The sequence below is a fragment of the Nitratireductor sp. CH_MIT9313-5 genome (genome assembly GCF_037029545.1).
Taxonomy (GTDB): Bacteria; Pseudomonadota; Alphaproteobacteria; order Rhizobiales; family Rhizobiaceae; genus Chelativorans.
This window is the reverse complement of record NZ_JAYMER010000001.1, coordinates 30,067-42,612: the sequence shown is the minus strand read 5'-3', so window position 1 is coordinate 42,612 and position 12,546 is coordinate 30,067. Positions and strand designations below refer to the sequence as shown.

The following is a 12,546-nucleotide window of genomic DNA, read 5'->3' as shown; positions in this document are numbered from 1 at the left end:
CAAGCAGGGGTGGGTTCAAACATGGGTCACTTCTCGATGGAAAAATCCCTCAATCCCGGGTCAGTTCTCGGCGGAAATCAACACGGAGACAGTCCGGCGAATGCGGCGAAATCCGGCAGGCGAGCAACGCCTTCACAGAGTCGTGCATTGATTTCGGCGACCGCCGAGGCTACGCGAGAGTCGATGACTGCCGGTGCGACGTCACCCTTTTGCATCCATTGTGTCCAAAAATTAGTCCTCCGCCCCGCGTCCAGTACAATAATCGCCTTCTGCTGCGCGAGTCTTTCCCGCAACGGACCTTCCATGGCTGCAGGGACCGAGGGCGGTTCAAGGAAAACCATGTCGGCGTCTCCGCCTTTTTTCGATGCGATGGGGGGTGAGCGGTTCGACGAGGATGCATTGTCCCGACACTGGCCGGTTGTTCGCATCGAACACGGTTATCGAGTGCGCCGTGAAAATCGCTTGAGCGCAGAAGTGGTGGTGCAGATCACTATCTCCGATCGATCCGGTCCATCGCGCCCAGCGGTCGCCGATTTCGATTTTCCCAAACCAGTCCTGCACTCAAATCGTCATTCAATTTATGTCCGGGGATCACCAGATTCCCCGATGGCACCTCGACCATCATCGGTCGCGTTGGCACACCAGACCTTCGTTGGGATCGCCGCGGCGATCCGGCGACGCCGTGCCCCGAAGAGTTTGCCTGCATGTCTCGAACGGATGGCCCAATCAGCTTTGCGTGGTGAGTGCCCACGAGAGTGGAATGATAATCGCAAGCAGTATCGGTTGATGTATGAGATAGATCAGCAAGCTGCGATTTCCCATCCAGACCAAAATCCTCGTAAGCCATCCTTGCTGCGTGTGGTCGCCCAGAGAACTCCGATCACGTCGAGATGCGAACAGCTTTGCGCTTGCCATGCCCAGAAGCGTGACGCCGACCCACGGAAAAATGGGGACGAAATCGTTGCTGGGTGGAGGGTGTTCTGCAAATCCGATCCAAGCCAGCCACCGCGTGTTGAATGCCGGTGCATCCACAACGAATGGCAGCATCAGCACTATTGTCGCCGCGCCCAAACAGACTAAGGCGCTAGCGCGCAAGAACAGTATACCAAGCAGCGTGGCAGCCGCGATCGCGTGGAGAATACCGAAAAAGATGAAGCTGTCCGGAAAAACGAACCAGGTGATCAGCGTGATGACCATCGCGTAAGCGATGATGGTGAAAAGGCGGCGGGTAAAGGATCTCACGTGAACGGTTTCGCGATGTGCGAGCACCAGACTGACACCCACGAGAAACATGAATGTTCCGGCAAGGCTTCGTCCGAAAGCAAGCCAGACGGGATGTCGTGCTACACCGCTGATCATGCCGGTGAATTCCAGATCCCACACAATATGAAACAGGACGACGCCTGCGATCGCCAGTCCCCGTGCGACGTCAATCGCTACAACGCGCTGGCCGTGGGCCAATGTCTTTGCCTCTTCTCTGCGCAGTGGATTCGCAGATCCTCTCACGCGGCGCTCCGGCCTTGGCTAACGGGTGGGCATCGCTCCACGCGTGCGGCTCATTGAGTCCCTTGAGCGAGCTTGACTTCGCTCTCGACAAGATCGACGAGCTGTTGCGGCCCAAAGGTTTGCATGCTCTTGCCGTTGACGAAGAACGTCGGGGTCTGCTCAACCCGCCACGTATCGATGTCCTTCGATTCCTGATCGAGGACTGCTGTCACGTCCGGTGAAGAGGCGTCTTGCCGCGCGCGCTCGAGGTCCAACCCGGCAGCGGCGGCGGCCTGCCATGCCTTGTCAAGGACCGGCCCGCTATGCGGGGCCCATTCCGGCTGCGCGGCCAGGAGAGCTTCCAAGACGGGTTCGAAGAGATCTTGCTTTCGTGCGGCTTCAAGGATTCCTACTGCCTGGTCCGAACCGTCGTGGAATGCGGCGTATCGTAGAACGAGTCGGACGTCCTGAGGATATTGTGCAAGGATATTCTTTACGATGGGATAGAAGGCGCGGCAGGCTTCGCAGGACGGATCGAAGAACTCCACGATGGTGACAGGGGCGCTGGCCGGTCCGATGACTGGCGAGTAGTCTCTGACGAGGCTGGCATTGTCGGAGATCGCCTCAGCACTGCTTCCACCAACACGGTCATAGTAGAACACAGACCCCGCGAAGAGGATGGTGGAGACGACGGCAGCGGAGACGACTATCACCTGTCGACGGTTCATCGATAAACTCCGGGGCGGCACAGGAAAAGGAGCCCGCCGATTGCCGCAAAGGCAATCAGCGAGGCGAGCGGCAAGGGCACGCTGCCCAGAATGGTCATAGCTTCTCCAGCGCAAGATGGCCCGGCGCGCGTGCACGGGACTATCGCTTCTTCTAAAAGCCCGAAGTAGATCAATGTGTGAAGCAAGGCGATCGCCGCGCCCAATCCAACGAGCGGCAATGCATAGAATTTGATGCTGGAATCAGACCGAAATGCCGCGATTCCCAAGATAATTGCGAGAGGAAACATAAATATCCTCTGGAACCAGCAGAGATTGCATGGTGTCTGCCCAACGATCTCTCCAATGAACAAGGCAGTGAGCGTTGCTGCTACCGCGATCATCCAAGCGAACAATAGCCATAAGCCATTGCGCTCCTCCACCACGTCGTTGGACAATTTGTTCAACATTCATCAAGAACCCGTGACTTGATCTCTTGCTATGCGACGAAGCTTTTCCAACCGCGTCTCGCGTGGCTCGTGCATATCCATCATACCGCCAAAGCTGCCATCCGATTTCATGAGGAACACGCCGGCAGTGTGGTCCATCGTGTACTCGCCGGCCTCCAAAGGGACCTTTTTCGCGTAGGCGGAAAAAGCCTTGAGCGCGGCATCTGTCTCGGCAGCCGTACCGCGAAGCGCCAGGATCCGGCTGTCGAACGATGTCATGTAACTTGCCAAGGCTTCTTGGGTATCGCGCTCCGGATCGACCGTGATGAATAGAACCTCGAAACCGTCGGCTACAGGTCCCAGTTCCGTCATAAGGTCCGTTAGCTCGAACAGCGTCGTCGGACAAATGTCGGGACAGTAGGTAAATCCGAAGAAGACTAGATAGGGTCGACCGACCAGCGACTGATTGTCGACGCGTTCGCCGGTATGCGACACCAAGGAGAAAGGCCCACCAACTTTCGCGGTGCCAGTTGAAGTCTCGCCGGTGGGACTGCCACCGGATAGTTGCGTCGACACGATCACGAACATGCCGAGCACCACGATGGCGGCCCACACCGTGAGCCGGAAGGCCCGCAGTCCGCTCACGGCGTATGACCGCCGTGCTCATTGCCGCTGCCCGTTTCCACCGTGGGGTTTCTCTGCACGACAAACTCGATCTCTACGGTTCCGGCCCGGGCGAACTCCAATGTCGCCTTGAAGCTGCTCCCTTCGATCAGCTGCTGGTTGGGTTTGATGAGCATAAGGTGGATGCCGCCTGGCGCCAGCTCGACCGAGGCTCCTGCAGCGATCTCGATTCCATCGGGAAGTGGACGCATCCGGGCTATGCCGTCATCCATGGTCATCTGATGGACTTCGATCCGATCAGCTATCGGTGTCGAACCGCCGGTCAGTCTGTCGGGCTGTGAACCTGAATTTGTCACCGTCAGATAGGCTCCGGCGACCGGGGCAGCGGACGGCGTGACCCGTGACCACGGATGGCCAATCTTGATATCACCTTGCGAGAATTGGTGCGCAAAAGCTGACGTAGAAAGCAGCATCGCGGCCAACATGCAAATGGGCTTTACTGTCAGCTTGAACCCGGAAGACAATGGGTTTCCTCCAACTATTTTTCTGTCGCAGCTTTGTCGCCCTTTCGTGTCACAGGGACCACTACGCACTTCGCCGCATAGGCCTGCCATCATGTTTCACGAAGCCCTTTCCAGGCGAGCAGGCGCATGGCATTGGCGGTGACCAATACCGTCGCGCCGGTATCGGCAAGAATGGCGGGCCACAGCCCGGTCACGCCAAGAACCGTGGTTACGAGGAACACGGCCTTCAGGCCAAGCGAGAGGGTGATATTCTGGAGGATGTTACGCATGGTGAGGCGAGACAACACCACCATATTGGCGACGTCCTTGACACGGCCATGCAAGACGGCCGCATCGGCTGTTTCCAGAGCAACGTCCGTGCCGCTGCCCATGGCAATGCCGATGTCAGCAGCTGCGAGCGCCGGGGCATCGTTGATCCCGTCACCGACCTTGGCCACGAACTTGCCCTTCGCGCGCATCTCGCCGACGATCTTCTGTTTGTCCTGCGGCATCAGTTCAGCGCGTGTTTCCATGCCGAGCGACGAGGCTATGGCTTTCGCTGTCCGCTCATTGTCGCCCGTCAGCATGACGGTTTCGGCTCCAAGAGCGCGTAGTGCGGCTATACCGGTCTTGGCGTCCTCTCGCGGCTCGTCGCGTATTGCGAGGAGGCCCGCCACCTCCGTTCCGGCAAGCAGCACCGAGACAGTCTTGCCTTCGTCGTTCAGGGCGGCGATTTGCGATAGCAGCCCTTGGTCCAATGTGACCTTTTCGGCCGCAGCGCGCGGTGAAGCCAGAAAGAGCTTCACCGCATCCACTGTCCCCACCACACCCTTGCCGCCAACAGCGCCGGCATCGGTAGCGGCGACGACACGAACCTTGTCAGCCTCCGCCCTTGCCAGGATGGCCACAGCCAGCGGATGGCTCGATCCGGCCTCGAGGGCCGCTGCGAGCCGCAATACCTCACGCTCGTCGCGTGCCACACCGATGATGTCGGTGACCTTCGGCTTGCCTTCGGTAAGCGTCCCCGTTTTGTCGAGCGCGACGTAGTTGACTTTGCCCAGATTCTCCAGCACCGCTCCGCCCTTCATCAGGAGACCACGGCGTGCGCCGGCGGATAGCGCCGCGGCGATCGCCGCAGGCGTGGAGATGACCAGCGCGCAGGGGCATCCGATCAGCAGAACTGCGAGGCCACGATAGATCCAGGTGTTCCATTCCGCGCCGGCCAGCAGCGGCGGCAAGATCGCGATCAGTGCAGCCACCACCATGACGCCCGGGGTATAATATTTCGAGAAGCGATCAATAAAGCGTTCGGTCGGCGCCTTGGACTCCTGGGCCTCCTCGACCAATGCGATGATGCGGGAAATGGTGTTGTCGGCCGCTGCTGCCGTTACGCGCACCCGGAGCACGCCTTCCTGGTTCACAGTGCCCGCGAAGACCTTGTCATCGGGTTCCTTGCGCTTCGGCACGGACTCGCCGGTCACCGGCGCCTCGTCGACCGCGCTTTCACCGGAGAGCACGACGCCGTCGGCCGGCACACGGTCGCCGGGCCGAACGAGCACCACAGCATCTACCGTCAGGCTTTCAGCGGGAACGGTCTGCGTGGTGCCGTCGCGCTCAAGGAGCGCAGTCTTCGGCATCAGTGTTGCGAGCGCCCGTATTGAGGCGCGAGCCCGGCCTGTCGCTATCCCTTCAAGTAGCTCACCGACAAGAAACAGGAAGACGACGACGGCGGCCTCTTCGGCCGCATTGATGATGACGGCTCCGACTGCCGCGACCGTCATCAACGTCTCGATTGTGAACGGGCTCCCGTTTGCAGCACCGAGCAAGGCGCGTCGCGCAATTGGTATGAGCCCGACGGCCATGGCAATGATGAAGCCCCACGGCTGGGTCTGCGGAAGAACCTGCGAAAGCCCAAAGGCGACGGCCAGCGCGATGCCGCAGATGATCGTCAATTGCGCTTTAGAGGTTTTCCACCAGGGTCCGTCCTGCGGCCCGTGATCGTGGCCGTGCATGCCTTCCAGGGCATCAGGCGCCTCGGTAGCGATCCCGCTTCCTGTCAGTGCTTGGTCATGCCTACCGTCCGGCCGATGGACATGGTTTGCGGGGACGGTGGCCGGCTTTTGTCCGGCAGGGCCTATCGGCGCGGCTTTGTAGCCAAGGCTGGTGACCTTGCGGGCAAGTCCGTCGAGGTCAGCCTTGCTCCCGTGCGTGACGGTCATGGTGCCAGCAACAACTGAAACCTTCACATCGGTGACATCCGGCATGCGGCGCACTGCCGTGTCGATCTTTGCCGCACAGCTCGCGCAATCCATGCCGGCGACGCGAAAGCGGGTCTGATGAGCGCCTGCCGACGTAGTCTCCTCGATGGAACCACTCGCAGCGCGATCTTCGCCTGAATGACTGTCCCCCGCGTGATAGCGATCAGCATGGTCGTGCTTGCAATCCGGCCCGTGAACATGCCCGGCATGGTCATGGTCAGAATGATCGTGATCGTGGTCGTGGTCCGAATGGTCGGACCTCCGGTCTTGACCGTGGGCGGGCTCCGCAGCCTTCGACTTTTTCACCGCACCAAGGCGTGTGGCCTTATAGCCTAGCCGGTTGACCTTTTGGGCCAGTGTGTCGAGATCGAGCTTGTCTCCGTGTTCAACGCTCATGGTGCCAGCAACAACCGACACGTTCACATCTCTGACATCCGGTATTCGTCGGACCGCTTTGTCGATCTTGGCGGCGCAACTTGCGCAATCCATGCCTTCAACCCGAAAGCGGGTGCGGCGTGCTGCAGCGGTCATCTCAATGTCTCCTGTCTCGCAGGGACTACGTCATAGGACCTATAGCAGCTAGAGGGTCAAGGGGCTTTGAGAGATTCTTCGCTACTGCGATGGCGGTTGGTCGCGAGAGGCCGAGCGCGTGAGATATTTTTCCAGAACCTGCGGATACAATTGCACCTTGGCTTCTTGGAGTTGCCGCCTCTGCAATTCCTCGGCCATAGAGCGATGCTGTTGGTTGGTCAGGTACTCTTCGATAAAGGGTTTTGCCTCGTCAAGAGTTAACTGCTGCGGCGAGGTTCGTTCCGTCACTTCCACGATGTAGATGCTGCCTCCCAACTCGAAAGGTTTGCCAACTTTTCCCGGCTCCATGTCTTGAATCGCTTCATGGAATGGGTGGCTCATCAGTTCGCCTAGTGGATCCCCGCTTTCGCCGATCCAATCAGGGAACTCGCCACCCTTTGAAGCTGTTTCGACATCCTCGGAATACTCTTGCGCCACCGAGGCAAAGTCCGCCCCCGGGACAGCTCCGGTCAGCTTCCGAAAGGCTTCGTCTGAACGTTCGCGTGCACGACTCGCGTCCGCCTCGCTCGATCCAAGACCGATACGGACATAACGGATTCTCGACTTCGGAGGACTCACAAGGCGATCGCGATTGTCGGAGTAGAATGCTTGAATTTGCTCGTCGGTGACGTCGATCCGGTCGTCCACCTCTTCCTGCTCCATCATTTGCCGCAGCAGACGAAGTCGCGTTTCGTCGGCAAGGGGTTTGTTTGCGACGTCGAGCAACCTGTCATAGGTGTCCGATACCAGGAGCATGCGATCAATCAGCGCGTCTGCCAAACGTTTGAGACCCTCTGCTCCTTCGAACTGGTCGCGAAGTGACGCTTCCTCGTATTCCTTGTAGAAATCGCGAAGGCTGTAGCGCTGTCCCTTGATCGTGAAGAGCGTCTTTTCGCCGTTATCCGCGAACCATCGCTGTTCCTTTTGCGTGCGTACGGTTGTCATGATCGTCGGGCGGACTTCGGCTAAGCTCTTTGCGCCCGCGGGCATGACCTCCTGAAGGTGGACGACGTAATACGATCCGCCTGCCTGAAACACGCTCGCCAGTTCCCCGGGAACCAGTGCAAAGACGTTTTTGTCCCAATCGGGGTTCTTGCTGCCTTCGGGCACCTCCGCCCGGGATGAAAAACGTGCCTTCGAGAATCGCTCTGCTGTCGCCTGGAATGTTGCACCGCCCTGGATGCTCAGTAAGGCGCTGGCCGCCTCTTGTTGGGCCTTCGGGCCGAATTGTGATGCACTAAACTCCAGTTCATCAACGATGGCGCGGCGTGGCAATTTGAATTGGTCGATGTTCTGTCGGTAGTAGGTCTCAAGCTCCTCCTGGCTCGGAGCAGGTACATCCAGGAGATCGAAACTGCGAGTGATCGATCCGCTCGTTCGCAGCTTCTCCAAATAATCTTCGACAAAAGCGGGTTCCTGCTCGGCAACCAGGGTCCGCCGTATCTCATCGCGCACTTCGGTAAAGCTACGTCCTTCATAGCGTGCTTTGTTCTTATCGTAGTATTCACGCATGCTGCTCTCGGAGATTGAGATGCGCTCGGTATGAAGCTGGTCCGCGAAGGATTCGAGATTGAGATTTTCATTTATGTGTTTGATCGCATGTTGGAAGCTCTCGTCGGCTTCCGGCTTTCGATTTGCCGCCCATCGGAGAATTAGTTGATCGGATACGAGATCTTCAACCGTCTCAAGAAGCGCTTCTTGCGACATGGGACCAGGGCTGCTGGTGGACGAGGAGAGCACATTCAGGTGAGATTCGATGTCTTCAAGGGTTATCTGTCCCCCCTCGAATGTCGCGACGACGTTGGGGGCCGGAGGAGATGGGAGCGCCATGTCGGCGAAATAGTCCGACGTGAAGAAGACGAGCGCGGCGGGAATGGTCGTGATCGCGAAAATGCTCGCCACATACTGACCCAGTGTCGGTCGCCGTGCTGGCGCCGGCTGAGCCTGATCTGAGTCTGCCGTCGATTCTGCCTCCGACGGTGGGCTTTCCGTGGGCTGGCGGGTGAGCTGCTCCGAGTCATCGGGCATGGAATCCGCTGCGGCCGGATCGGACGCAGGAGGTTCTGGCGAGGCAGTCGCAATTTGTGGACCGGGTGCGATGGTAGCGTGACTGTCAGCCGATTCTGGAGGTTCGACCGTGCGATCGCTGTCCGGATTCGATGGCTTTCCTCTGAGGCTATCGCGAAAATCGGACCAGATCTGACGCCAACCATCGGCCATGGCTAGCGCTCTGCCTCACCGTTTGTTGGTGCGCCATTCTGAGCGCCATAAAGTCTCAGGTTGAAGCTGCCGCCTTTCGCGGTATCCAGAGCATAAACCTGCACGCGAGGCATGATTTTCTCGATGGTCTCAAGATACATCCGATATCGGGTCACATCTTCGCCGTAAGCTTCCGCGTTCTTTCGATACTCGTCCCAAAGAAGATCGAACGCGCGTGCCGTTCCGCTTGCGCGCGCCAGAACGGCGGATCGATAAGCGGCAGCCTGCGCCTTCAGCTGCTGTGCCTGACCCCTGGCTTCCGGGACGAGGCTGTTCGCATATCCTCGTGCCTCATTGATCAGACGGGCCTTTTCCTCGCGCGCGGTATTGACGGCTGTGAAGGCATCCGCGACGTTGGCAGGAGGGAACGCTTTCTGCAGATCAACGCCGACGATAACGAGGCCGGTCCGATACTGATCCAGACGCGATTGCGTCTCCTCGCGGATCGCTTGTTGCAAGGACTGCCGTCCGCTGGTTAGCAATGCATCAACCGGCAGACGTGTTACCAGCCTGGTGACCGATGCCCGGAGGGCGTCTCGGACGATGCGATATGGAGCGTATTCGACGTTGAGTATGTAGTTGGCTGGCTCGCGCACCTGATACTGCACGATCACTTCTACATCGACAACATTGGTATCGCCGGAGAGCGCCTGAAGTTTCGCCGGAGGTTCAGGATGTATGTGCTCTTCCTCGGGAGCGCTTATGCCTACTTGCTCACGTCGGACACTGGTAACATCGACGATATCCACGCGGTCGACTGGCCACGGTAGCCGATAGTGGAGTCCCGGTTCAACACTGGGTTGGACAATCGCACCAAAGCGGCGCACAACCGCGGCTTCTCCAGGCGCGACCGAATAGACGCCGGTCAAAGCATAGCCGATAGCGATCAGCATCACCGCACCCGCAAGCAGAGGGCCGGGCCTTAGGTGGCCGAGAGCGACCTTGAAGTCTGCAAATGCGAACCGCCCACCCTCCGCAATGGCGCGAACAAGGAGCTTCGATTTGATCGCGACGTCGCGGGCAATTTTTCCGCTGCCATCGTCCGCCGTCGACGGGGACTTTGGTGATTCTGCCACATCCTCGTCCATCATCTGTCGCGCTCCGAATCCGCGGTCACCTTGGGCGATCCGGCCGGCGATCCGGCAGTCGCGGTCGACGATGGAGGAAGTTTCAGAGCGTTTCGTGGATCCAGATACTGAAGCAGTTCGGAATCGGCGGGCAAAATCAACGTCGTGCCTTCATCAATGAACTTGTCGTAGGCTTCTAGCGTTCTGGAGAAGCGGTAAAAATCCTTGTCCCTGCCGAAGGAGCCCGCATAGATCGCAATCGCTTCCGCATCGGCTGTCCCACGGATCTCGGCGGATTCGCGGCTCGCGGTGGCGAGAATCTTCGCCTTCTCGGTATCGGCTTCCGCTCGTATGCTGGCTGCTTCTTCCGCGCCTTCCGAGCGAAACTGGCGTGCGATCGCCTCGCGCTCCGAGCGCATGCGCTGGAAAACGCTTGTGAGGTTGGCCTCCGGGAACGTGAGCTCCTTGAGCTGGATATCTGTGACCGTGAAGCCATAAGCACCCGTGCGGGCTGCAGCCCGCTCCTTAACGGCGTTCAAGGTGTCTGGAAGGCTCGCCTGTGAGGTATCGACTGTGACGAGATTTCCGAGCTCGACCTGGCCCAATGCCGCTCCGAGCTCAGCTTTAATAATATCGTTGAGCTGTGTGCTGGCGCCGCGCAGGCTGTTGACGTTCTTCAGAAACGCCAGCGCGTCCGTTACTTGCCAGGTGGCATAGGCCTCCACCATAATGTTCTTCTTGTCGCTACTTAGGAATTCCGTTTTCGGTAGGTTGTAGACTTGAATTTGCTTGCTGATTTTTAGAACGCTTTGAATGGGGTCGGGCGCTTTGATATAGAGACCAGGGTCACTGAGCACGCGGACGGGCCGTCCAAACTGCGTCACGATCGCGTACTCGGTGGTGTCGACCTGATAGAGGGTCAATGTTGCTCCCAGGAAGCCAAGGCCCAAGACGCCAAGAGCGGCAATTCGAACTGGTTTCATGTCGTAGTGGTCCTCGCCCGTCCCTATTGCATTGGGGGCAGCAGTTGAGCCTTGCCCGGTTGCGTTATCCAAAGATCCGTCGATTGCGGAATGATCGTCGGGTCCATCACGAATTTCTTGGCGCCGGCTAGCGATTTCTCCACGGCCTCGAGGTAAAGGCGCTGGCGGGTGATCTCCGGCGCCGCCGCGTAGGCTTGTCGCCGCGATTCGAAGTTCGCGGCATCTCCAGCGGATGTGGCGAGCTTTTCAGCGGCATAGGCTCGCGCGGCCTGCCGCGCGGTGTCGGCATCGCCGCGTGCGGTCGGAAGAACCTCGTTGCGGTAGGCGAGCGCCTCGTTGACGAAGGTGTTGCGATCTTCCCGCGCGCTCGCGACGTCGCGAAATGCATCAGCCACTTCGGGAGGCGGCGCACTCTCGAGCAATTGCACGCCGACGATCCGGATCCCCGCAGCACTCCGGTCGAGCGACGCCTGGGCAGCCTTCGCGGCTTTGTCCTGTATGGCGGTCTTGTCGACCGTGAGGACAGCGTCAACCGCGTCCTCACCAACGCTCTGGCGCAGGGCTCCCACGCCGGCCTGGAGGACGAGGTCGTCCGGCGCGGATACATTGAGAACGAATGCCGAAGCGTCGCCAACTGAGAAGTGAACGCTCGCCCGGACAGAGATGAGGTTCTCGTCGCCCGTCAGCATCTGGAGAGGGCCGGTCTCGATTCGTCTCACCAGATCGAGCGCAACCACGTCGACGGTCTCCATCGGGCTTGGCCAGCGATAGTGCATTCCAGGCCCGGCCTCTTCGATCACCTTTCCGAAGCGCCTCACCACCGCCACTTCCCCGGGCTGGACCGTGTAGATGCCGGTCAAGAAATAGAGAGCTATCAAGGCGAGCGATGCGATAGGAGCATAAATGCGAAACCAGCCGCGGCTATGGAGGTGACCGTGTGCGTCCTCGGCTTCCACTTGCAGCTGCTCACGATGGCGCAGCGCAGTGATCGCAGCAGCGGCGATCTCGAATCCAGAGAGAAAAATCATGACGACGACGATGGCCGCTGCAGCCGTGTCCAGGTTCTCCAGGCCGAGAGCGGCGCCTCCCAAGCCGGCGACAACGACAATCGACGCATATATGTCGACTTGAGAGTGGTAGCCGCTGGCAATCAATGCCGGGGAATCTGTCTGGCGGCCCACATAGAGCTTGTAGCGGGCAATGACGTAGGCGACCACGACGGTAACGAGAGAGGCCAGGGTGATAGGCCCAAGGTTCCTCAAATCGGGAGGCTCGCCTGCAAGGACCTCCCCGACAATGTCCAGCCCGACATAGAAGATCGCTGCCGAAACAAGGAGCGCCACCCAATTTTCCACGGCGCGAGCCCCGTTTTGCGCGGCTGCCGCCAGCTTCGTACGGCTCAGGAACAGACCAATCAGAACGAATACGCCGATCGCAAGATCCGCGAGGGAATGAATGGCGCTGGACCGGAGCGCCAGGCTTCCGGAAGCTGCTGACAACCAGAACTTGAAAAGGATCAGAAGTCCGTTGATGAGGATCGTAACGAATACGGTGCGCTCTTTACGATCCATCGGCTGTCGACTCTCGCGAAATGGAAACAGCTTCGGCGGCCGCGACGCTCCTTCGGGGGAAACGGCGAGACAA

Annotated in this window: 10 protein-coding genes; all 10 read right to left on the bottom strand. The window is 59.2% G+C overall.

The window, feature by feature from the left end; genetic code table 11:
* Positions 1–726: 726 nt before the first annotated feature.
* On the bottom strand, positions 727–1,461 hold the full coding sequence (locus tag WA367_RS00200; protein WP_106573531.1) for a heparan-alpha-glucosaminide N-acetyltransferase: 735 nt from the start codon (positions 1,459–1,461) through the stop codon (positions 727–729).
* Positions 1,462–1,556: 95 nt separating this feature from the next.
* On the bottom strand, positions 1,557–2,213 hold the full coding sequence (locus tag WA367_RS00195) for a DsbA family protein (RefSeq protein WP_106573530.1): 657 nt from the start codon (positions 2,211–2,213) through the stop codon (positions 1,557–1,559).
* Positions 2,210–2,659, bottom strand: coding sequence for a disulfide bond formation protein B (locus WA367_RS00190; protein ID WP_106573529.1), 450 nt, complete (start codon positions 2,657–2,659; stop codon positions 2,210–2,212). Before WA367_RS00190 ends, WA367_RS00195 begins: the two co-directional genes overlap by 4 nt.
* Before the next feature lie 3 nt (positions 2,660–2,662).
* The gene (locus tag WA367_RS00185) at positions 2,663–3,283 is read right to left on the bottom strand and encodes an SCO family protein (protein ID WP_106573528.1); all 621 of its coding nucleotides are present in this window, start codon (positions 3,281–3,283) and stop codon (positions 2,663–2,665) included.
* On the bottom strand, positions 3,280–3,747 hold the full coding sequence (locus WA367_RS00180; RefSeq protein WP_106573536.1) for a copper chaperone PCu(A)C: 468 nt from the start codon (positions 3,745–3,747) through the stop codon (positions 3,280–3,282). The genes WA367_RS00185 and WA367_RS00180 overlap by 4 nt, the downstream gene beginning before the upstream one ends.
* Positions 3,748–3,875: 128 nt before the next feature.
* A complete protein-coding gene (locus tag WA367_RS00175) occupies positions 3,876–6,554 on the bottom strand; it encodes a heavy metal translocating P-type ATPase (RefSeq protein WP_106573527.1) in 2,679 nt (892 codons plus the stop codon).
* Positions 6,555–6,635: 81 nt separating this feature from the next.
* Positions 6,636–8,813: a peptidylprolyl isomerase gene (locus WA367_RS00170; RefSeq protein WP_336054883.1), complete on the bottom strand. Its 2,178-nt coding sequence runs from the start codon at positions 8,811–8,813 to the stop codon at positions 6,636–6,638.
* A 2-nt stretch (positions 8,814–8,815) separates the two neighbouring features.
* Positions 8,816–9,940 (bottom strand): FtsH protease activity modulator HflK, encoded by a 1,125-nt coding sequence (hflK, locus tag WA367_RS00165; protein ID WP_336054882.1) that lies wholly within the window; start codon positions 9,938–9,940, stop codon positions 8,816–8,818.
* Positions 9,940–10,902 (bottom strand): protease modulator HflC, encoded by a 963-nt coding sequence (gene hflC / locus WA367_RS00160; protein WP_106573524.1) that lies wholly within the window; start codon positions 10,900–10,902, stop codon positions 9,940–9,942. The genes hflK (WA367_RS00165) and hflC overlap by 1 nt, the downstream gene beginning before the upstream one ends.
* Before the next feature lie 23 nt (positions 10,903–10,925).
* Entirely contained in the window at positions 10,926–12,473 is a 1,548-nt protein-coding gene (gene hflK / locus WA367_RS00155) for an FtsH protease activity modulator HflK (protein ID WP_106573523.1), read from the bottom strand.
* Between the last annotated feature and the right edge of the window lie 73 nt (positions 12,474–12,546).

What these genes read in the sequence shown, in the direction of transcription:
- WA367_RS00195 (WP_106573530.1), bottom strand. Translation starts at nt 2,213, where the DNA reads ATGAACCGTCGACAGGTGATAGTCGTCTCCGCTGCCGTCGTCTCCACC.
- WA367_RS00190 (WP_106573529.1), bottom strand. Translation starts at nt 2,659, where the DNA reads ATGTTGAACAAATTGTCCAACGACGTGGTGGAGGAGCGCAATGGCTTA.
- WA367_RS00180 (WP_106573536.1), bottom strand. Translation starts at nt 3,747, where the DNA reads ATGTTGGCCGCGATGCTGCTTTCTACGTCAGCTTTTGCGCACCAATTC.
- WA367_RS00175 (WP_106573527.1), bottom strand. Translation starts at nt 6,554, where the DNA reads ATGACCGCTGCAGCACGCCGCACCCGCTTTCGGGTTGAAGGCATGGAT.
- WA367_RS00170 (WP_336054883.1), bottom strand. Translation starts at nt 8,813, where the DNA reads ATGGCCGATGGTTGGCGTCAGATCTGGTCCGATTTTCGCGATAGCCTC.
- hflK (WP_336054882.1), bottom strand. Translation starts at nt 9,940, where the DNA reads ATGGACGAGGATGTGGCAGAATCACCAAAGTCCCCGTCGACGGCGGAC.
- hflC (WP_106573524.1), bottom strand. Translation starts at nt 10,902, where the DNA reads ATGAAACCAGTTCGAATTGCCGCTCTTGGCGTCTTGGGCCTTGGCTTC.
- hflK (WP_106573523.1), bottom strand. Translation starts at nt 12,473, where the DNA reads ATGGATCGTAAAGAGCGCACCGTATTCGTTACGATCCTCATCAACGGA.